The sequence below is a fragment of the Lysobacterales bacterium genome, assembly GCA_016703225.1.
In the GTDB taxonomy this organism is placed as follows: Bacteria; Pseudomonadota; Gammaproteobacteria; order Xanthomonadales; family Ahniellaceae; genus JADKHK01.
Map to the genome: position 1 here is coordinate 1,017,726 of JADJCM010000001.1, position 21,536 is coordinate 1,039,261.

General features: G+C 69.0%; 16 protein-coding genes and 1 tRNA gene. 13 read left to right on the top strand and 4 right to left on the bottom strand.

Annotated features, from left to right (window positions below; translation table 11 throughout):
• Positions 1-59: 59 nt before the first annotated feature.
• The 3 genes from IPG63_04410 (at position 60) to IPG63_04420 (ending at position 4,067) form a co-directional block, all read left to right on the top strand.
• Positions 60-374: a helix-turn-helix domain-containing protein gene (locus tag IPG63_04410; protein ID MBK6726496.1), complete on the top strand. Its 315-nt coding sequence runs from the start codon at positions 60-62 to the stop codon at positions 372-374.
• On the top strand, positions 371-1,591 hold the full coding sequence (locus tag IPG63_04415) for a type II toxin-antitoxin system HipA family toxin (protein ID MBK6726497.1): 1,221 nt from the start codon (positions 371-373) through the stop codon (positions 1,589-1,591). The genes IPG63_04410 and IPG63_04415 overlap by 4 nt, the downstream gene beginning before the upstream one ends.
• A 232-nt stretch (positions 1,592-1,823) precedes the next feature.
• A complete protein-coding gene (locus IPG63_04420) occupies positions 1,824-4,067 on the top strand; it encodes a delta-60 repeat domain-containing protein (GenBank protein MBK6726498.1) in 2,244 nt (747 codons plus the stop codon).
• 50 nt (positions 4,068-4,117) lie between these two features.
• Here IPG63_04420 and IPG63_04425 read toward each other — a convergent pair whose 3' ends face one another.
• The 3 genes from IPG63_04425 to IPG63_04435 form a co-directional block, all read right to left on the bottom strand.
• Positions 4,118-6,148 (bottom strand): DUF2075 domain-containing protein, encoded by a 2,031-nt coding sequence (locus IPG63_04425; protein ID MBK6726499.1) that lies wholly within the window; start codon positions 6,146-6,148, stop codon positions 4,118-4,120.
• An 80-nt stretch (positions 6,149-6,228) separates the two neighbouring features.
• Positions 6,229-6,305: transfer RNA gene (locus tag IPG63_04430), tRNA-Arg, on the bottom strand.
• Between the two features lie 65 nt (positions 6,306-6,370).
• Positions 6,371-7,675 (bottom strand): amidohydrolase, encoded by a 1,305-nt coding sequence (locus IPG63_04435; protein ID MBK6726500.1) that lies wholly within the window; start codon positions 7,673-7,675, stop codon positions 6,371-6,373.
• 94 nt (positions 7,676-7,769) lie between these two features.
• On the opposite strand from IPG63_04435, the gene IPG63_04440 reads away from it, so the two are divergent.
• The 4 genes from IPG63_04440 (at position 7,770) to IPG63_04455 (ending at position 11,010) form a co-directional block, all read left to right on the top strand.
• Positions 7,770-8,612, top strand: coding sequence for a hypothetical protein (locus tag IPG63_04440; protein MBK6726501.1), 843 nt, complete (start codon positions 7,770-7,772; stop codon positions 8,610-8,612).
• Between the two features lie 13 nt (positions 8,613-8,625).
• On the top strand, positions 8,626-8,847 hold the full coding sequence (locus tag IPG63_04445) for a DUF3079 domain-containing protein (GenBank protein ID MBK6726502.1): 222 nt from the start codon (positions 8,626-8,628) through the stop codon (positions 8,845-8,847).
• Positions 8,848-9,029: 182 nt separating this feature from the next.
• Complete coding sequence (locus tag IPG63_04450) at positions 9,030-9,962, top strand: triacylglycerol lipase (protein MBK6726503.1); 933 nt, start codon at positions 9,030-9,032, stop codon at positions 9,960-9,962.
• 13 nt (positions 9,963-9,975) lie between these two features.
• Positions 9,976-11,010, top strand: a complete 1,035-nt coding sequence (locus tag IPG63_04455; GenBank protein MBK6726504.1) for a hypothetical protein — start codon at positions 9,976-9,978, stop codon at positions 11,008-11,010.
• A gap of 141 nt (positions 11,011-11,151) precedes the next feature.
• Here IPG63_04455 and IPG63_04460 read toward each other — a convergent pair whose 3' ends face one another.
• Positions 11,152-12,111, bottom strand: coding sequence for a pyridoxal-phosphate dependent enzyme (locus IPG63_04460; GenBank protein MBK6726505.1), 960 nt, complete (start codon positions 12,109-12,111; stop codon positions 11,152-11,154).
• A gap of 105 nt (positions 12,112-12,216) precedes the next feature.
• On the opposite strand from IPG63_04460, the gene IPG63_04465 reads away from it, so the two are divergent.
• The 6 genes from IPG63_04465 (at position 12,217) to pepN (ending at position 21,393) form a co-directional block, all read left to right on the top strand.
• Positions 12,217-12,894, top strand: coding sequence for an RDD family protein (locus tag IPG63_04465; GenBank protein MBK6726506.1), 678 nt, complete (start codon positions 12,217-12,219; stop codon positions 12,892-12,894).
• Entirely contained in the window at positions 12,894-13,886 is a 993-nt protein-coding gene (locus tag IPG63_04470) for a stage II sporulation protein M (GenBank protein ID MBK6726507.1), read from the top strand. The genes IPG63_04465 and IPG63_04470 overlap by 1 nt, the downstream gene beginning before the upstream one ends.
• On the top strand, positions 13,876-15,462 hold the full coding sequence (locus IPG63_04475; GenBank protein ID MBK6726508.1) for a hypothetical protein: 1,587 nt from the start codon (positions 13,876-13,878) through the stop codon (positions 15,460-15,462). Before IPG63_04470 ends, IPG63_04475 begins: the two co-directional genes overlap by 11 nt.
• A gap of 908 nt (positions 15,463-16,370) precedes the next feature.
• Positions 16,371-17,450 carry a MoxR family ATPase gene (locus IPG63_04480; protein ID MBK6726509.1) on the top strand — a complete coding sequence of 360 codons (1,080 nt, stop codon included), beginning with the start codon at positions 16,371-16,373 and terminating at the stop codon, positions 17,448-17,450.
• Complete coding sequence (locus tag IPG63_04485; GenBank protein MBK6726510.1) at positions 17,447-18,751, top strand: DUF58 domain-containing protein; 1,305 nt, start codon at positions 17,447-17,449, stop codon at positions 18,749-18,751. Before IPG63_04480 ends, IPG63_04485 begins: the two co-directional genes overlap by 4 nt.
• An 8-nt stretch (positions 18,752-18,759) precedes the next feature.
• The gene (pepN, locus tag IPG63_04490) at positions 18,760-21,393 is read left to right on the top strand and encodes an aminopeptidase N (GenBank protein MBK6726511.1); all 2,634 of its coding nucleotides are present in this window, start codon (positions 18,760-18,762) and stop codon (positions 21,391-21,393) included.
• Positions 21,394-21,536 lie beyond the last annotated feature (143 nt).

Genomic DNA, 21,536 nt, shown 5'->3' on the forward strand with positions numbered 1-21,536 from the left:
AACTACAATGACCCGTTTTCGACAATAATGGATCATTCCTGATCCATGAAGTCGTTGCGATGCCCAGCCCGCCATCGCCGCTGTCCTGGCACACCCCGGCGCAGATCCAGGCGCAGCTGGCGACACGTCTGCGCGCCCTGCGTTTGCGCCTTTGCTGGACGCAGGCGACCCTGGCCGCCCGTGCCGGCGTGTCGCTGCCGACGGTGCGCCGCTTCGAGCGCGACGGCCAGACCACGCTCGGCAATTTCCTGCGCCTGACGCACGCGCTCGGCGCGCTCGACGAACTGGCCGAACTGTTCGCGTCGCCCGCGCTGCGCTCGCTCGATGAACTGGCGCGGGCCGCGGCACCATTGCGGTTGCGGGGACGGCGATGAAACAGATCGAGGTGCGGCTGCAGTTTGCCGCCGATCACGTGCTGCACGTCGGCCGCCTGGCAGAGACCGGGCGCCATCTCTACTTCGAGTACGACTCCGCATTCGTTGCGCGCGGCCTGCAGATCTCGCCGTTCAAGCTGCCGCTGCAGCCGGGCGCGATCGAACATCGCGACCGCGCCTTCGGTGCGCTGCCCGGCGTGTTCGATGACTCGCTGCCCGATGGCTGGGGCCGATTGTTGATGGATCGGCACTTCCGTCGCCAGGGACTCGATCCGGAGCGCGTGTCGGCGCTGGATCGCCTGACCTGGCTCGGCACGCGCAGCCTCGGCGCGCTCACCTATCACCCGCCGCTTGATGCCGCGGGCGCCGGTGCGGAGCCGCTCGACTTGCGGCTGCTGCTGCGCCACGCCGGCGAGGTGCTTGCGGGCGAAGCGCGCGAAGTGCTGCCACAACTGCTGCGTGTCGGCGGCTCGCCCGCGGGCGCGCACCCGAAGGTGCTGGTCGGCCTGCGCGGCGATCAGGTGCTCTCCGGCGCCGATGAACTGCCGGACGGATTCCGTCACTGGCTGGTGAAGTTTGCCGCGCGCGGTGAATTGGCCGACGCCGGCCCGATCGAGCACGCCTACGCGCAGATGGCCACCGCTGCCGGCATCGACCTGCCGCCGACCCGGCTGATCACGCTCAGCGCCAGGCGTCGCTGCTTCGCCGTGCAGCGCTTCGACCGTCTGCCCGGTGGCCGGCGCCTGCACCTGCACAGCCTGGCCAACCTGCTGCATGCAGACTTTCGCGTGCCGAGTCTCGACTATGCCGACCTGTTCCGCGCCACCCAGGTGCTGACGCGCAACCACGGAGACCTGCTGCGCGCGTTCCGGCGCATGCTGTTCAACATCGCCGCACACAATCGCGACGATCACGGCAAGAACTTCGCCTTCTTGATGGATGCGGACGGCCGGTGGGCGCTCTCTCCTGCTTACGACGTGGTGTTCAGCCATGGCCCCGGCGGCGAGCACAGCACCACGGTGGCTGGCGAGGGGCGCGCGCCGACGATCGCTCACGCAGAGACCCTGGCGCGACAGCACGGCCTGCGCCCACGCGAACTGGCGACTATGCGCGAGGCCGTCAACGCCGCCATCGCCCGCTGGCCCGAATTCGCCGACACTTCCGGCTGCAGCGCCAAGGCCGCCCGCGAAGTCGCCGCGCACCTGCGCTTGCTGTAGTGCTGGCAGACGGCGCGCCGCTGGCCCATCCCTCGCGCCGCACCTCGAAGCCATGGCGCGCCCCGCGCAGCCTGACCTGCGGTGCGGATCACGAGGACGCGATCCGGATCCACTGCGCCTGCCGCCTGGGCGACGCCGGGGCACACAACAATTGGCCTTGAAAGTTCTATCCTTCCGCTGTCCGTGGCACCGTCAGGCGATCTCTTCGAAACAGACATCCAGGGGGGGGCACATGCGCATCTTCGTTCTGGCCATTGCATGGGCGTGGGCCGCCACGTGGGCGGTTGCGGGACTGGCGCAGGCGCCGCTGGCGAAACCGGATCTGCCGCTGCTCGTCAACGGCCACGTGCGGGCCGTGGCGCCGCTCGCCGACGGCAGCGTGGTGATCGGTGGCTCGTTCTCGATGGTCAACTCCGTGCCGCGCACTCATCTGGCCAAGCTCGCGCCGGACGGAACGCTCGATCCGGACTGGGCGCCGCAGCTCAACAACGAAGTCCGCGCCCTGGCCACGGATGCCGCCGGCAATGTCTACGTGGGCGGCAACTTCACCGAAGTGAACGGGCAAACGCGCACGTTCCTGGTCCGGCTCTCCACCAGCGGCAGCGGCGCGCTGGATCCGGTCTGGAACCCGCAAGTGCTCGGCAGCGTGAACGCGGTGATCCTCGATGGCTTCGGCAACGTCTTGGTCGGCGGCATCTTCTCGACGATCGGCGCGGTGAGCCGGCCGCATATCGCCCGACTGTCCAGCGCTGGCGCGGGCCTGGTGGACCCGATCTGGAACCCGTCGCCCGATGGGGTCGTGACCGAGATCGCCCTCGGTCCCGCAGGCAGCGTGCTGGTCGCGGGCGGGTTCGGCAACATCGGCGGTCAGGCGCGGGTGAACCTCGCCAAGGTGTCCGAGTCCGGCGCGGGCCTGGCCGATCCGACCTGGGACCCGGGACTCGCTGCCAACGCGCAGATCGACGCGCTGGCCACCGACGGGTCCGGCCGCGTCTATGTCGGCGGCTACTTCACGACCATCGGCGGCGCGACCCGACCCAACCTCGCCCGGCTGTCGGGCAGCGGCACTGGCGCGGCCGATGCCTGGGCCCCCGGCGCGGGCGGATTCGTCCTGGACGTTGCCATCGGGCCGGACGGGATGATCTACGCGGTCGGCGATTTCGTCGTCGTCAACGGCAGCATGTACGTCAACGGCATTGCGCGGTTCTCGCCCACCACTGCCGACGTGGACCCGAACTGGCGGCCGCTAACGACTGGCAGCAGCCCCATGGTGGTGAATTTTGCGGCCGATGGCGACGCATTGATCGGCGGAGCCTTCAGGTCCATCGAGGGCCAGGAAGCCGCCGGGTTCGTTCGCATCGATGCGGCGGCACCGAATGTGGTGCTCGCGGCGTCGACCGACCAACCGGGGAGTGGGATGGCGGTGTTGCGCCAGGCAGATGGCGGCCTGGTGGTGGGCGGACGCTTCTGGAAGGTCGGCAGCGTGCTCCGCAACGGCCTGGCGCGATTCCGGCCCGATGGCGCGCTGGATCTGGATTGGGATCCCGCACCGAACGGGAGCATCGTGTATGCGCTGGCGCAGGATGCGTCGGGTCGGGTCTACATCGGCGGTGACTTCACCACGATCGGCGGCGCGGCGCGCAGCCGGTTGGCCCGCTACGCGTGGACCGGCGGCGTCGGAACCCTGGACCCGGACTGGGACCCGCAGCCCAACGGGGCCGTGCTGGCCCTGGCGGTCGACACGGACGGCAGCGTCTACGCGGGCGGGGGCTTCTCCCAGATCGGCGGCCTGGCGCGCACCTACATCGCCAAGCTTTCGGGCACAGGCAGCGGCTCGGCGGTGGCCGGCTGGAACGGCTCGGCAGACGAGCGCGTGTTGGCACTCGCGATCGCGCCCACCGGAGAGGTCCATGCGGGCGCCTTCTTCAGCAGCATCGGCGGCCAGCCCCTCCCGTTTCTGGCCAGACTCTCGGGCACCACGGGCGCCGCCGATCCGATCTGGGCGCCAACGCCGGACCACGGGGTCCGCGACATCCTGATCGGCGCCGACGGCTCGATCTATGTCGCGGGCGCATTCACCCAGATCGGGCCGTATTCCCGCAACCACCTCGCGCGTATCGTGGCCGCCGGCTCCGGCACCCCCTACGCCGCCTGGAATCCGGCGGCAAATGCCGAAGTCTTCGCCCTCGCGGCAGACAGCCAGGGCAACATCTACGTCGGTGGCGACTTCAGTATCGTGGGTGGCGAGTCCCGCAGGAGGATCGCCAAACTCTCGGGCATCAACACCGGCGCAGCCGATCCGCAGTGGAACCCAGGGATCCTGGGCAGCTACGGCACCGGCGTCGACGGCCTGGCGGCCAGTGCCGATCGGCTCGACGTCGTCGGCACCTTCGAACTCACCGGCGGACTGACGCGCGGCAGCATCGCCAGCTTCTCGACCGTCCCCGGATACCTGTTTGCGGATGGGTTTGAGTAGCGCGGGTCGGCACCAGTAACTCTCCGGCTACGCGTTCGCTACACGCAGTCTCAGTCCAGGCTGTGCAGCCCGAGCGACGCGAGATAGCGATACGTGCCGTCGTAGCACGAGGGTGAGCGGGTCGCATCTTGCGTGGCGCCCTCGGGCACAACTACGACCATTCCTTGGCGTGCGCGAGTGAGCAAGACGCGATAGGCGTTGAGCTGGTAGCGCTGACGTTCCGGTTGGCGAATCTGCTGCCATGCGTTGCCGACGAAGCGGTGGTGCCGCCAGTGGCCATCGGCTCGCCGCAGGTCGCCATCCCAAACGACCGCTGCCCAGTCGAGCTCAAGCCCCTGCACCTGGAACTCGGTCGCGACATCTTCGAGGTAATAGCTGGAGCGGGTGTCGTCCTTGCCCTTGAGGAACCAGTGCACCGGGTCGATGACCACGCGCACATCCAGGGCCAGTGGTTTCAGCCGCTGCGCCTGTGATGACGCGACGAGGCCGTATCGCTCGCTGCCGCGCGCCTGCGCTCGCAGCCATTCGCGGGCACGATCGACACTGCGTGTCAGCACCAGCGGATAGCGCGCCGCGATCTCCCGATACAGACTTGTCGCCCCTGCGCCATCGAGCTCAAGCACGAGGCGCACAAACTCGCTCAGCCGCTCTGCGCGAAACGATCGCATCGAGACCGCGCGATGCAGGTCCGCCGTGTCATGCACAGTGGCGCAATGTCGCAGCGCGTCGAGCTGGGTGACAACTCCGTACTGCGGCTCGCGCAGCTGCGGCGAGACGTACACCTGCCAGTCGCGAAAGTGCTGCTCCAACGCGCGCAGCCATTCTCCGATTCCACCCTCACCGGTATTGATCTCCTGACCACTTCCGACCAGGCAAACCACCACCGCCCAATCGGAATTGCGGTCGAGACACGAGATCAGAAATTCCGGCTCCGACTGCTCGAAGTCGGACCGCCGGCGCTTTCGGGCCATGAACGAGCGCGTCTGTTCCAGGTTCCAGGCGCGTTGGGCTTCGTCAAACAGGGCCACATGCTCAGGTGGCGGCCCGGAATCAGCCAGACAGTCGTCGCGGAACAAGCGCACGTTCTGGATGAATGCGCTGACTTCACGCACGGCGTCGCCCTTGCGCATACGCCTTCCCTGGGCCGCTTCGCGAGCGACATGATCACCCGCCAGTGCGGCGCGCAGCACCTTGACCAGCGGGTCGTTGCCGGAGAGGTAGACGCTGAACAGTTCGTCGCCGGGATCCATGTGCCGGTTCGCGACATCCAGGCCGACCAGCGTCTTGCCCGCACCCGGCACGCCAGTCACGAAGCAGATGGACTTCTGTCCTCGTGTTCGCGCGTCCGCGATGATCCGGTCGATCCGCTGCGAAGTCCGCGCCAGATTCATGGCGGTCGCGTCGCTGCGCGAGATCGTCTCCACCGCGTGGCCCGCGTACAGTGCGCGCGCCGCCTCGATGATGGTCGGCGTCGGCGAGTAGCGTCCTTGCGCCCACAGCGCGGCATCGCTGTCGGCGGTGGGCAACGCGGCCGCGACCACGCGCATCGCCTCCGCCAATTGCAGCCGGCCCACGCAAAGCGGTCGCAGCAGACGGTCGTCGTGGAGTGTGCCTTGAACGACCAACGATGCCGGTGCTGCTTCGGTGGCGACCAGCAATGGCGCCATCCAGGCTGCATGGCTGGTCGAGTGGAAGTGTTTCAGATCCAGCGCGTAGTCCCAGACCTGGTCGAGCGACGAAGCGTGAAAGGCGGTCTCACCGACCTTGAATTCGACAACGAAGACGATGCCATCGCGAATCACCACGACATCAATCCGCTTGCCGAGGCGCGGCACCGAGTACTCGAGATAGATACGACCCTCGGAGCGACTCTCGGCCATCGCCGTCTTCAGCAGCAGGATCTGCGCGATCCAGGCATCGCGTTGGCTGGCATCAATGCTGCCGCCGGACGACGCCGCCACGACGCCGAGAATGTGCTCCGGGCTTTGCCGCAGGAATCCGGCGAGGTCGCCGCCATACCACCAGCGACTCGTGCATCCGACGGGCGAGGAGCGGTTGCGATCTTCCGCGCTGAGTGCCATCGCTTGATCCCTCTCGGCGGACGCCGACGCAGCACCAGGGTAGGCGACGACCAGGGAAGTGCAAGCGACAAGGGAAAATCTGGCGCGCCCGGAGGGATTCGAACCCCCGACCACTGCCTTCGGAGGGCAGTACTCTATCCAACTGAGCTACGGGCGCGTGGCGGGCAGTCTAGCGCGCGGGGTGTGGCGCCGGCCAGCAATGGCGCCGGCGCATGGCGTGGTTCATGGCGCAGTGAGGTTGCCGAGCGCGACGGCGAGGAGGGCGCGGGTGCCGATGCGCAGGGCTTCTTCGTCGAGGAAGAACTCGGGCGAGTGGTTGCTTGGGGCCTTGCTCGGGTCGGTGCCGCGCGGGGTGGCGCCGATGAAGAAGAACGTGGCCGGGACTTCGCGGGCGTAGTAGGCGAAGTCTTCCGCGCCCATGGTCAGGCCAGGGTCGACGACGTTTTCAGCACCGACCACGGATTGCAGCAGCGGCAGCACCTTCGCGGTCAGCGCGGGGTCGTTCATGGTGACCGGGTTGCCGAGGTCGCGCGGGTCGGCTTCGGATACCGGGATCGCGTGCGTGACGCTGGCGCCGTGTGCGGCGGCGGTGTGGTCGGCGACGCGGCGCAAGCGGGTGTAGACGTCGGCGCGCATGGCTTCGTCGAAGGTGCGGATGGTGCCTTCCAGCGTCACCTCGTCGGGGATGATGTTGTAGCGCACACCGCCGTGGATGGCGCCGAAGGTGACCACCACCGGCCAGCGCGAGATGTTCATCTCGCGACTGACGATCTGCTGCGCCGAGCCGATCAGCTCTGCCGCGACCACCACCGGATCGACGCCGCCCCAGGGGCGCGAGCCGTGCGTCTGGCGACCGCGCACGCGGATCGTGAAGCGGTCGGACGCCGCCATCAACGGGCCCGGGCGCACGCCGATCTGGCCCACGTTCAAGGTGCTGAACACATGCAGCCCGAACATCGCCTGCGGCTTGCCACCGGCGAACAGGCCCTCGTCCAGCATCAGGGTCGCGCCGCCCAACTCGCCGTCGGGCGGGCCTTCTTCGGCCGGCTGAAACACGAACAGGACTTCGCCGGCCAGCTGCTCGCGCATGCCGACCAGCACCTCGGCCACGCCCATCAGGATCGCGGTGTGGGCGTCGTGACCGCAGGCGTGCATGACGCCGACCTGCTGGCCGCGAAAGTCGGCGGTGGCGCGTGATGCAAAGGGGAGATCGACGCGCTCGGTCACTGGCAGCGCGTCCATGTCGGCACGCAGCGCGATGCGCGGCCCAGGCCGGCCGCCCCTGATCAGCGCCGTAACGCCGGTAAAGGCGATGCCGCGCTGCGGCTCCAGCCCGAGCGAGCGCAAGTGCGCGACGACCAGGCTCGACGTGCGCGTCTCGCGATTGCCGAGCTCCGGGTGCTGGTGCAGGTCGCGTCGCCAGGCCAGCACCCGGGCGTCGACCGCGGCGGCCGGCGCCTGCACATCGATCGCGGCTGCAGGCAACACGGCGAGGAACAGAACACTGGCGAACAGGCGATGCAGCATGAGGGCGACTCGGGCTTGGCGGGCGGCAAGCCTAGCGCGATCATCGTGTTCGCGGCGGCATGGTCGCTGCTGTCTCGGGGGAGGGAGAGCGGCGATGATCGTGGTGTACAGCGATGCGATGGTGGCGCCGGCACAGGGGTCTTCGCCGAGCGCGGGAAAGCCGCGGCCGGTGATGGCTGCGTGGCGCGAACTGGATCCGGCGATGCGCGTGGTGGCGCCGGTGGCGGTGACGATCGACGACCTGGCGCGGGCGCATTCGCGGCGCTTCGTCGAAGACGTGTTCGCGATGCGCGTGGCCAATGGCTTCGGTACCCGTTCGGCGGATGTGAACCGCTCGCTGCCCTACACCAGCGGAGCGATGTTGACGGCGGCGCGCCTGGCACTGGCGGCGCGGACCGCGGTGGCGGCGCCGGTGTCGGGCTTTCACCACGCGCGCTGGAGCGAAACCGCGGCGTATTGCACCTTCAACGGACTGCTGGTCACCGCGCTGGCGCTGCGTGCCGAACATCCCGGATTGCGCGTCGGCATCCTCGATTACGACTACCACTACGGCGATGGCAGCGACGACATCATCAATCGGCTTGGCCTGCACTGGATTACGCACTGCACGGCCGGGCAGACGTACCTGGATCCGGAGCAGGCCGGCACCTTCCTCGATGCGATCCCGGAGCACATCGCGCGCATGGCGGATTGTGCGGTCGTGCTGTACCAGGCCGGCGCCGACCCTCACATCGACGATCCGCTCGGCGGTTTCCTGACCACCGCCGAGCTCGCCGAACGCGACCGTCGCGTGTTCCAGTGCCTGCACGACCGCGGCATCGCAGTGGCGTGGAATCTGGCCGGCGGCTACCAGCAACCGCTGAGCAAGGTGGTGGCCATCCACCGCAACAGCTACCTCGCCAGCCAAACGGTCCACGAAAACGCGGCGCGGCGTTAGCATGCCGCTCGCCATGCGCCCGAAGCCGAAGAAATTCCCGCTGCATCCCGCGCACCCCGAACGCGTGTGCTGGGGTTGCGACAAGTACTGCCCGGCAGACGCCCTCGCCTGCGGCAACGGCTCCGGCCGCACCCTGCATCCGGCCGAACTGATCGGCGACGACTGGTACAAACACGGCGACTGGGGCATCGACGCGGACACCGTGACCAAGGCGCAGGCGAAGCGGAAGGGGTGAGCCTTTCCGTTATCCCGGGTCCTGACACCCTCGCGTGCGGCAGCACGCATGCTGCACCGCAAAACACACGCTTGAAACAGACGTTTGATTTGTGACGCGGTTGGCATTAGTGTCGGAGCCGTCGCCAGCACGGCAAGCAAGATCGTGCGGCGGCGAACCATGCACACCACGAGGGGAAAACCATGATCCGCACACTGCTGTCCCGGCTCTTGCTCGCTTTCGCGCTGCTCGGCGTGGTGCCGTTGGCCAACGCCCAGAGCACCTACACGCAAACCCGTCATCCGATCGTGCTGGTACACGGCCTGCTCGGTTTCGATTCGCTGTTCGGCGTCTACGACTACTGGTACGGCGTGCCGTCCGACCTGCGTTCCGGCGGTGCCCGCGTGTTCGTCGCGAACGTATCCTCGTCGCACTACACCGAGGTGCGCGGCGAACAGCTGATCCGCGACCTGGTCAACCTGCGCGCGGTCTATGGCTACCAGAAGTTCAACCTGATCGGGCACAGCCACGGCGGGCCGACCGCGCGCTATGTCGCGTCGGTGCGGCCGGACCTGGTCGCTTCGGTGACTTCGGTCGGCTCGCCGCACAAGGGCAGCAAGGTCGCCGATGCGCTGGCGACGACGCTGCCCGAGGGTTCGCCGCTGCGGCCGCTGGTGGCGGGCTTCGTCGACGCGCTTTCGGTGCTGATCGAGTTCCTCTCCGGCGACGATGATCCGCAGTACGCGCTCGGCGCGCTGGCTTCGTTGTCCTCCTCCGGTTCGGCCACGTTCAATGCACGCCATCCGCAGGGCATGCCGACCAGCAGTTGCGGCCAAGGCGCGGCCAGCGTCAACGGCGTGCGCTACTACTCCTGGGGCGGCACTTCGGTGCTGACCAATGTGTTCGACGCCAGCGACGCGCTGATGGGCGCGGGCGCGCTGTTCTTCGGCTGGGAGCAGAACGACGGCCTGGTCGGGCAATGCTCCTCGCATCTCGGCGTGGTGCTGCGCGACAACTACGGCTGGAACCACCTCGACGAGGTCAACCAGATCTTCGGCCTGCGCGGGCTGTTCGCGTCGAACCCGGTGTCGGTCATCCGCGCCCATGCCAATCGGCTGAAGTACGCCGGGCTCTGAGCGCGCGTTCCCGATGTGGTGGCTGAGCCAAGCGGTCCGGCAACGTCCGGGCCGCTTCGTTTTCGCGGCGGCCTTGCTGCTCGCTCTCGGCCTGGCGCTGCATTGGCAGCGCGTTGATCCACCGACCGCGCGCGATGCCGTGGCCGGCGCAACGGCCGAACCGCGTGGCGCAGCCTTCGTCACCGCGACCGCACCCCTGCCCGCAACCAGCACCGCGAGCAAAGCGGCGACGACCGCGGAGTGGCCCGCCTCGCTGCGCGACAGCGAACCCGACGGTGCGGTGACGCTCGACGCGCTCGGCCAGGTGCAGCCGAGCATCGAGCTGCGGCGACTGTTCGACTACTTTTTGAGCGCGCTCGGCGAACGCGATGTCGCGGCCATTCGCGCGCTGCTGCTGGCCCATGTGCGCGACCGCCACGGCGACGCCATCGGCAACCAGGTCGCGGCACTGTTCGATCGCTACGTCGACTACCAGCAGGCGCTATCGACGATGCATGCGCCGCCCGACGAAGCCCTGCGCGAACGCCTGGAGCGCGTGCGCGATCTCCGTCATCGGCTGCTCGATCCGGCCATGGCCGAGGCCTTCTTCGGCGACGAAGAGCGCTACACCGAATACGTCCTCGATCGCCGCGACGCGCTCGCCGACCATTCTCTCGACGAGATCGAGCGCGATCAGCGACTGCAGGAACTCGATGCGCGCCTCGCCCCCGAACAACGTGCGCAGATGCAGGAAGCGAACACCGCGGTGCTGGTCGATGAGCAGAACCGCCAGTTCGACGCGCTGCGTCTCGACCCCGCCCAGCGCCAGGCCGAACGTGAAGCCCTGTTTGGCCGCGAGGCGGCGCAACGACTGGCCGCTGCCGATGCCGAGCAGGCCGCCTGGGATGCGCGCGTCGCCGCCTACGTGCAGGCGCGCAACGCCCTGCGCGCCGACACCCGCCTCGACGCCGCCGCCCGCGACCGCGCCATCACCGCGCTGCGCGCGCGCAGCTTCGACGCCGCCGAACAGCGCCGCATCGCCTCGCTGGAAGCGATCGGGCAGCTGTAGGCGCGTGGTGGGTTCGGCTTTTGTGGGTCCGGCTTCAGCCGGACGCTTTGCGAGAGCGTCCGGCTAAAGCCGGACCCACAAAGCTGGGAGAGCGTCCGGCTGAAGCCGGACCCACAAAATCCGGACCCACAAAGCGGGGACTCAAGGGGCGACGAGCGCCAACGCATCCAGATCGACATTGCCGCCGCTGAGCAGCAGGCCGACGCGTTGGCCGCGGAAGCGTGCGCGGTGCGCGCGCAGCACGGCGTAGGTGATCGCGGAACTCGGCTCGACGATCAGCTTCAGGCGTTCCCACAGGCGCCGCATCGCTGCGCGCACGGCAGCGTCGTCCACCGTCAGCACCTCGACCTGATGCGCGAGCAGGATGCGGCGGTTGACCTCGCCGAGGGTCGCGAGCAAGCCATCGCAGATCGAGTCCGGACGCTCGACCGGAACCACGCGCCCGGCGGCGAGCGAGCGTTGCGCGTCGTCGGCACCGCTGGGTTCGGCACCGACCAGCACGGTATGCGGCGAACGCGCGCGCAGTGCGGTGGCGCAGCCGGACATGAGGCCACCGCCGCCGACCGGGGCGATGAAAGCATCGAGGCCGTTGACCTGGTCGAGCAGTTCCAGCGCCGCCGTGCCCTGGCCGGCGATCACCAGCGGATCGTCGTAGGGGTGCACCAGGCGCGCGCCGTGCTCGCGTTCGATCGCGCTGCACATGGCCTCGCGTGCGGCGAGCGTGGGCGCGCAGGTGTGCACGACGCCGCCGGCCTCGACGATGTTGCGCAACTTGAGCGCGTTGGCGTTCGCCGGCACCACGATGTGCGCCGGAATGCCGCGCAACGCCGCCGCCAGCGCCAGCGCGGCGCCGTGATTGCCGGAGGAATGCGTGACCACGCCGCGCGCCGCGGCCGCGTCGTCGAGCGCGAACACGGCATTGCAGGCGCCGCGGAACTTGAATGCACCGACACGCTGCAGGTTCTCGCACTTGAAGTGCACGCGCGCGCCGATCTCCTCGTCCAGCGCCTCGTCGCGCAACACCGGCGTCAACCGCGCATGCGCCGAGATGCGATGGCGTGCCAGTTCGACGTCGGCGATGCTCGGCAAGGTCTCGGACATGCGCAATTCCCGGATTCGGTTCCCACGATCTTATCGGAGCAGCGCGGGCTGCTGATAAAGTGCCGCGATGCCCGCAGACCGCCGCACGCGCAGCGAACCCGCCTGATGCTCGATACCGAAGCCCTGCACGAGACCCCGGAAGGAATCGCCCTGCGCCTGCGCGCTGCCGGGGCGGCGCCGCGGGCATTGGCGTGGCTGCTCGACGCCGGGATCCGTTTCGGCGTGTTCACGACGGCCTCGATCCCGATCTCCATGCTCGGCGAGAGCGGACAGGGCCTGCTGCTGATCCTGCTGTTCGTGCTGATGTGGGTGTACCCGGTCGCGTTCGAGCTGTTCATGGACGGACAGACGCCGGGCAAGCGCGTGATCGGTCTGCGCGTGGTGCACGGCAACGGCACGCCGGTCGGTTTCACTGCGTCGCTGATTCGCAATCTGATGCGCACCGTCGATGCGCTGCCGATCGGCTATGCGTTCGGGTTCTTCAGCTGCGTGATCGACCCGCACGCGCGGCGCCTCGGTGACCTGGTCGCCGGCACCCTGGTCGTGCATGCCGAGCGCCTGAAGCATGATCTTGCCATTCCGGCGGTACCCGCGTTCGTGCCGATGCTGGCGCTGCCCGCCGACGAGCATGCGGTGGTGGTCGCCTATGCCGAGCGCAGCGCGCAGCTGACCGAGGCACGCCGCATCGAACTCGCATCGCTGCTGCCACAGATCACCCAGACGCAAGGTGCAAACGCGGTGCAGCGCCTGCTCGGTTTCGCCAACTACATCATTGGTCGCTGATGCGCCAGGACCAGTTCGCCAGCCGATACGAGCGCGAGTGGCAGCAACTGGCCACGTGGCTGGACGGCACCCGCAAGTCACCGGCGAATACGCCGCGGCCGGCGGTTGCAGCCTGCGCCGACGCCGAACTGCCAGGACGCTATCGCCGCGTCTGCCAGCATCTGGCACTGGCGCGCCGGCGCGGTTACAGCCCGATGTTGATCGAGCGCCTCGGGCAACTGGTGGAGCGCACGCACACCATCTTCTACCGTCCGCCGAACCCACGCTGGTGGCGTGCAATCGCGTTCATCGCCTCCGGATTCCCGACCGAGGTGCGCGCCCACTGGGGCTGGATGCTGGCTTCGGCGCTGCTGTTCTTCGTGCCGCTGCTGGCAATGCTGGTGGCGGTGCAGCTCGATCCTGATCTCGTGCACGGCATCTTCGAGATCGAGGACCTCGCCAACATCGAGCACATGTACGACCCGGGCCGCGTGGACCGCATCGGCCGCGACAGCGGCACCGACCTGATGATGTTCGGCCACTACATTCTCAACAACATCAGCATCGGCTTCCGCAGTTTCGCCAGCGGGCTGCTGGTCGGCATCGGTTCGATTTTCGTGCTGGTCAGCAATGGCGTGATGATCGGCAGCGTCGCCGGACATCTGACCGGCATCGGCTATGGCGGCCCGTTCTGGCGCTTCGTGGTCGGACACTCGGCACCGGAGTTGCTGGCCATCGTCATTTCCGGCGGCGCCGGCATGCGCCTTGGCTTCGCGCTGGTCGCCCCCGGCCAACTGAGCCGGGTGGCGTCCCTGCTCGCCGCCGGACGCGTCGGTGCGCGGCTGATCCTCGGCGTGTTCGTGATGCTGCTCGGTGCTGCCTTCATCGAGGCGTTCTGGTCGTCAATCGCGAGCTTTCCGGACTGGCTCAAGTTCGGCAGCGGCGCATTGATCTGGACCGTCGTGCTGGCCTGGCTCGGGTTCGGCGGACGCGGGCGCGTGCATGCGGCTTGAGGGCATCCACATCGCGCTGCGGCCGCGCACCTCGTGGGAGGCGGCGGACCTCGGCTTCGCGCTCGTGCGCCGCCACGCCGGCGTGATCGCGCGCAGCTGGTTCCTGTTCGGGCTGCCGCTGTTCGCGCTGCTCAACGCGCTGGCCTGGTGGCTCGGCCCGGTATGGCTGGCGGCGCTGGCACTGTGGTGGCTGAAGCCCTGGTTCGACCAGCTGGTGCTGCACATCCTTTCGCACGCGGTGTTCACCGCACCACCGTCGGCGCGCGCGACCTTGCGCCAGCAGTTTCGCTTGCGCGCGCTGCTGCCCTGGCTGCTGTGGCGACGCATTGACCTGACGCGCGGCCTGAGCCTGCCGGTGGCGCTGCTCGAAGGCCTGCGCGGGCGTGAGCGCAACCAGCGCGCGGCGCTGCTCGGGCGCGCCTCGACCAGCCCGGTGGCGATCGGGCTGTGCCTGGTGATGCTGCACATCGAGGTGGCGATCACGCTGTCGGTGTTCGCGCTGGCGTTGATGTTCGTGCCTTTCGATTTCCTCGACGAGTCGGCGCAGGTGATGTTCGAGGTGCTGCTCGAGGATCCGCCGCGCTGGGCACATCTGCTGACCAACTTCGTCGCGTTCCTGGCGATGGGCGTGGTCGAGCCACTGTTCGTCGGCGCCGGCTTCGCGCTCTATCTCAACCGGCGCACCCAGCTCGAGGCCTGGGATATCGAGCTCGCGTTCCGCCGCATCGCCCAGCGCCTGGGCGCGCTGACGCTGGCGCTGCTGCTTGTGCTGCCGCTGGCGACGCTGCCGACGCCAGCAATGGCGAGTACGGGCGCGGACCGCACCGCAGTGGAAGCCGAGGCCGAAACGGAAGAAGACGAGGCGGAAGACGACGACGCGGACGACGCCGAATGGTTGGCCGAGGTCATCGAGTCGCGCGCGCTCCGCGACGTGTTCGGGCCGGAACCCTCCGACCCCAAACTCGCCCGCGACATCCAGCAGACGCTGGATGCCCCCGAGTTCGGCGCCAAGCAGACGCTGAGCCGCTGGGAGCGGATCGTGAAGGACACGGACCGGCCGGAATCAGGCGATGGGGCCTGGCTCAAGTGGCTGAGCCGCGCCTTCGGGTTCTTCGCCGAGTTCGGCTTGTGGATCTTGCTGGCGCTGCTGATCGTGGTCGTGATCGTGCATGCCTCGACCTGGCGCCTGCCCTTGCTCGAGCGCCTGCGCACACAGCGCCGCATCACCGCCGCCGAAGTTGAAGCCGACCATGAACCCGAGCCGCTACCGTCGGACCTGCCCGCCGCAGCGCGTGCGCTGTTCGCGCGCGGCGCCATGCGCGAGGCGATGGCCCTGCTCTATCGCGGCGCCTGCGCGGCGACGCCGCAGCGGGTCGGCAGGGCGCTGCTACCGGGCGCGACCGAGTCCGAGGTACTGCGCCTCGCCCGCGACATCGACGACCAGCGCTGCGCCAGCGCCATTGTCGAGATCGTGCGCCAGTGGCAGCGTGCCGCCTATGCCGCCGACCTGCCGGATGCGGCACGCTTCGAGGCCTTGCTGGCGCGTTACGCCGATGCCGGGCTGGCGGCACCATGACGCGCTCGCGCCGCACCTTGCTGCTGCTCTTGGCCGGTGCGCTTGCGGCCGCGCTGATCGCGGCGGGCAGCTACTGGTTCTTCGCCAACTTCCATCAGGTGCCGTTCGAGTTCCGCGCGCCACCGGGGCCGGAGGCGCGCCACAACCGTTTGCTGGCGCTGGAGCGCACGCTGCGCACGCGCGGTCATGTCGTGTTCAACTGGCGCCGCTTCAACACGACCGACTTCAGCGACGCCGCGGCCAGCGCGGTGCTGCTTGACCTCGACCCACGCAGCCTGCGCGACGCCGAGGTCGAGGCCTTGCTCGATTTCGTGGCGCGCGGCGCGCTGCTGCTGATGCGCATGCCGGAGAGCGCCGAGGGCCGCGCCGGTACCCTGCTCGACCAGCTCGACATCGAGCCGCTGGAACCCGACACGCATTGCTTCGAGATCGCGCTCGGCGCCGGGAGCAAGCACGAAATGTGCGGCGGCACGCGCATCGGCGGCGACGTCGAGGTGCGCTACACGCGCCTCGCCAGTTATCACGACAAGGACTACGGCTACTGGTTCGGCGAGGTTGCGCACGAGCAGGGCCGCGTCTTCGTGGTCAGCGACCTGGACATGCTGCACAACAGCGCGCTCGACGACGCGGAAGCGCTCGAACTCGGCGCCGCGCTGCTGGCGCCACTGCTCGAGCGCAAGCGCATTCATCTGTTCCGCGGCGGTGACGCCGAGCCGTTCCACGTGCTGCTGCTGCGTCGAGGCTGGCCCGCCCTGCTGCCGGCGCTGGTCGCGCTGCTGCTGTGGCTGTGGCGGTCGAGCGAGCGCTTCGGTCCGATCCTGCCGGAGCGCGCCACGCCGCGCCGAGCGCTGCTTGAACACGTACGCGCCAGCGGCGAGTTCCTGTTCCGTCGCGGCCAGCCGTTGGCCATGCATCGTGCCTTGCTCGCACGCGTGCAGCGGCGCATCGAACAACGCGAGCCGGAAATCGCAGCGCTCGGCGGGCCTGAGCGCGACGCCGCGCTCGCGGCACGCACCGGGCTCGCTGCAGCCGCCATCGCCCAGGCCCTGAATCCGGTTGGCCTCGGCCATGCCGCGACCTTCCACACCACCCTCTCCACCCTGCTGCAACTGGAACGCCGCCTGCTGGTGGCCCTGCTCGCCGGTGGCCACGTGCTGCTCGAGGGCGTGCCCGGCCTCGGCAAGACCCTGCTGGTGCGCGCACTGGCGGCAGCAATGGCGGGGAGTTTTTCGCGTGTGCAGTTCACCCCCGACCTGATGCCGAGCGATGTCAGTGGCCACGCCTTCTACGACCCCAAGAGCGAGAGCTTCAAGATCCGCCGCGGCCCGGTGTTCGCCAATCTGCTGCTCGCCGACGAGATCAATCGCGCGCCGGCGAAGACGCAGTCGGCCCTGCTCGAAGCGATGCAGGAAAGCCAGGTCACGATCGAGTCGCGCAGCTTCGCGCTCGAGCCGCCGTTCCTCACGGTCGCCACCCAGAACCCGGTCGAACAGGAAGGCACCTACCCGCTGCCCGAAGCGCAGCTCGACCGCTTCCTGCTCAAGATCCTGATCGACTATCCGGCGCTCGACGACGAGTTGCGCATGGTCACCGCGATCAGCAGCGGCAGCGCCATCCAGTTCGACCTGGCCGGCGTCCGCGCTGTGGTGGGCCCCGCCGAGATCGTCGCGATGCAGGCCGGCACCGCCGCGATCGCGCTCGACCCGGTGGTCCTCGACTACGCCGTGCGCATCGTGCGTGCGACGCGCAACTGGCCGGGCATTGCCATGGGCGCGGGCCCGCGCGGCAGCCTGGCGCTGGTGCGTGCGGGCCGGGCACAGGCGGTGCTCGACGGCCGCGACTTCGTCACCCCGGACGACATCGTGCGCATCGCGCGGCCGGCGTTGCGCCACCGCATCGCGCTGGCGCCGGAGATGCAGATCGAAGGCCGCCGCGTCGACCAGGTGCTGGATGCGCTGCTGGCCAAGGTCGAGGCGCCGCGCCGATGAAACCGGCACCGGCGCTGATCGCCGGCGTGTTGCTGCTGGCCGTGCTCGGCACGGTGGTGGCGTTGGGTTTCGCGCCGCAGCGTGCGCTCGCCATCGGCGCCGCAGTGCTGGCGGCACTGGCACTGTTCGATGCACTGCGCCTGTTGCGCCTGCCGACCCCGCGCGTGCAGCGCGAATGCGCGCCCGTGCTGCCGCTCGGCGTGCGCCGCGAGGTAGGCCTGGTGCTGCATCCGGCGGATGCGCAGGCGCTGCGCGTCGACGTGCACGACGGCCATCCGCCCGCTTTCGTGGTCGCCGGCCTGCCGCGCCGTCTCGATCTTGCGGCACGCGCCAGTACCCGCTTCGACTACAGCCTCACCGCGCACGAACGCGGCAGCTATGCGTTCGCGGCGGTGCAGCTGCGCCTGCACTCGCCGCTGCGCCTGTGGACGCAGCGGCGCACGGTCGCAGCCGCAGCGACGGTCAAGGTCTATCCCGACTTCGCGCCGCTCACGCGCCTGGCGCTGTTCGGTGCCGACCAGGCCAGCCAGGTGCTCGGAGCGCATTTGCGCCGGCGGCGCGGCGACGGCACCGAGTTCCACCAGCTGCGCGAATACCGCGAGGGCGACAGCCTGCGCCAGATCGACTGGAAGGCAAGCCAGCGCGCGCGCAAGCTGATCTCGCGCGACTACCGCGAGGAACGCAACCAGCAGGTGCTGCTGCTGCTCGACACCGGCCGCCGCATGCTGGCGCGCGACGACGCGCTCTCGCACTTCGACCATGTGCTCAACGCCAGCCTGCTGTTGGCCTGGATCGCACTGCGCCAGGGCGACGCCGTGGGCCTGCTGGCGCATGGTGGCGAGTCGCGTTTCGTCAAGCCGGCGCGCGGCAGCGGCGCGCTCGACGGCATGCTCGGCGCGGTCTACGACTTGCAGCCGCAAGCGGTTGCGACCGACTATCCTGCCGCCGCGACCGAACTGACCCGGCGCCAGCCACGGCGCTCGCTGGTGGTGCTGATCACCAATGTTCGCGACGAGGATGTCGAAGACCTGTTGAGCGCCGTGCGGCAGTTGCGCCGGCGCCATGTCGTGATCGTCGCCAGCCTGCGCGAGAAGGCGCTCGATGTCGCACGTGATGCACTGCCCGCGGACTTCGACGGCGCCCTGCTCGCCGGTGCCGTGGCGCTCTATCTGGATGACCGCAGGCGTGCCCACGACGCGCTGCGCGCGCATGGCGCCAGTGTGCTCGACGTTGACAGCGACGCGCTACCGGCCGCCCTCGTCGAGCGCTATCTTGCGATCAAGCGCGAAGGCGTTCTCTAGGATTGGGCATGACTGCAACGGCAACCCGACTGATCGACTATCGGCCACCGGCCTGGACGGTGCGCGACGTCGCGCTGCGCTTCGAGCTCGACTTCGCCGAGACGCGCGTGTTCGCGCGCCTCCGCCTCGAACGCCACCCGGCGCGCGACGACGGCGAGCCGCTGCGGTTGCACGGCGAGGACCTGGAAACGGTGGCGCTGCGACTCGACGGCCGGCTGCTGGGAAGCGCTGACTACCGCATCGACGAGGACGGCCTCGAAATCACCGCGGCACCTTCGCCCTGCGTGCTCGAGAGCGAGGTGCTGATCCACCCGGAACGCAACACCCGCCTCGAAGGCCTGTACCGCTCGGGCGATTTCCTGACCACGCAGTGCGAGGCCGAAGGCTTTCGCCGCATCACCTGGTTCATCGACCGCCCCGACGTGATGGCGACCTACCACGTGCGCCTCGAAGCCGATCGCACACGCTTTCCACTGTTGCTCGCGAACGGCAATCCGGGCGAGCAGGGTCGGCTGGCGCACGGCCGCCACTTCGCCGAATGGACCGACCCGTGGCCGAAGCCGAGCTACCTGTTCGCGCTCGTCGCCGGGCAACTGGAGTTCGTCGAGGACCAGTTCCGCACCATGGACGGCCGCGACGTGCGCCTGCGCATCCATGCCGAGGCGCAGGCGATCGGGCGTTGCACGCACGCGATGCAGAGCCTGAAGCGGGCGATGATCTGGGACGAGCAGGAGTTCGGTCGCGCCTATGATCTGGACGTGTTCAACATCGTCGCGACCTACGACTTCAACATGGGCGCGATGGAGAACAAGGGCCTCAACATCTTCAACGCCAAGGCCATCGTCGCCGATCCCGAGACCGCGACCGACACCGATCTGGACTACGTCGAAGCCGTGGTCGCGCACGAGTACTTCCACAACTGGACCGGCAACCGCATTACCTGCCGCGACTGGTTCCAGCTGTCGCTGAAGGAGGGCCTGACCGTCTATCGCGACCAGGAGTTCAGCGCCGACCAGGGATCGCCCGCGGTCAAGCGCATCGACGACGTGCGCCAGTTGCGCTCGCTGCAGTTTCCCGAGGACGCCGGCCCGTTCGCGCATCCGGTGCGCCCGGCCGCGTACAGCGAGATCAACAATTTCTACACCGCGACCGTGTACGACAAGGGCGCGGAAGTGGTGCGGCTGTATCGCACCCTGCTCGGTCGCGACGGCTTCCGTCGCGGCATGGACCTGTATTTCCAGCGGCACGATGGCCAGGCAGTGACCTGCGACGATTTCCTGCGCGCGATGGCCGACGCCAACGGCGCCGACCTCGACGCGCTCGGGCTGTGGTACGCGCAGGCCGGCACGCCGCTGTTGCGTGCCGAGCTGCGCCACGACACGGCAACGCGACGCGTGCACCTGCGCCTCGCCCAGCACCTGGCGCCGACCCCGGGCCAGAGCGACAAGCAACCGCTGCCGATCCCGGTGCGGATGATGTTGTACGCAGCCGATGGCCAACCGCATCCGCTGCGTCTGTCCGGCGAGGCGCAGGCCACAGCGACCCAGCGCGTGCTGGTGTTGCGCGAGGCGCAGGCCGAATTCGTGTTCGAAGACATCGCAGCACGCCCGGTGGCGTCGCTGCTGCAAGACTTCTCGGCGCCGGTACGCCTGGAGTTCGCGGTCGACGACGCCGAACTGGCGTTCCGCATCGCCCACGAGCACGACGCATTCAATCGCTTCGACGCTGCGCAGGTGCTCGGCGAACGCATCCTGCTTGCGGCCTACCGCGACGGCGCACTCGAGCCGAGCGCTTCGCTGCAGGTGTTGCTGGAGGCCCTGGCGCGGCTGATCGCGGACACCCAACTCGATCCCGCGCTGGTCGCCGAGTGTCTGGAGCCACCGGACGAAATCACCCTCGGCGAGCGCATCGACGCGCTCGATCCAACCCGCCTGCACGCCGTCCGCGAACAGCTGCGCGCGAGCATCGGCCAGCATCTGGCTGGCCCCCTGCTGGCGCGTCGCGAGGCTCTTGCCGCGAGCGCGCGTGGCGGCTATGCGGCGCCCGCCACCGCGGCGCGACGCTTCCGGCAACGCGCGCTGCAGCTGCTGATGAGCGCCGATGCGGTCGCCAACGCCGCCGTTGCGCTGCGCCAGTATGTCGAGGCCGCCGCGATGGGCGAGCGTCTGGCGGCACTGGCCGCGCTGATGCACCACGCCGTGCCCGGTGCGCAGGCACTTGCCGAAGCTTTTCATCGCCAGCATGCCGACGATGCCCTGCTGATCGACAAGTGGCTGACGCTGCAGGCGACCAATCCGCAACCGGGCACATTGGAACGCGTTCACGCCTTGCTCGACCACGGCGCATTCAGCCTGCGCAATCCGAACAAGGTGCGCGCCCTGCTCGGCAGCTTCGCGCGCCAGAACCGCGTGCGCTTCCACGACGCGGGCGGCGGCGGCTATCGTCTGATCGGCGCGCAACTGGCCGAACTCGACGCCATCAACCCGCAGATCGCCGCGCGCCTCGCCGCCGTGTTCAACGGCTGGCGCCGCCTCGAACCCGGCCGTGCCACCATGATGCGCAACGAACTCGAACGCCTCGCCAGCCTGCCCGGCCTCTCCCGCGACACCAGCGAAATCGCGGCGCGGGCATTGGCCGGGTGAGACGACCGACGCGGGCTCACGCCAAGCACGCACCGATGCGTCGTGCACTCCGCCGCGACCCCATCGAGCATTTGGTGTCGCAGCGGTCGATCCGTTCGTCCGATCAGGCCATCGTTGATCGACGTTCGAGCGATGTCCGCTTT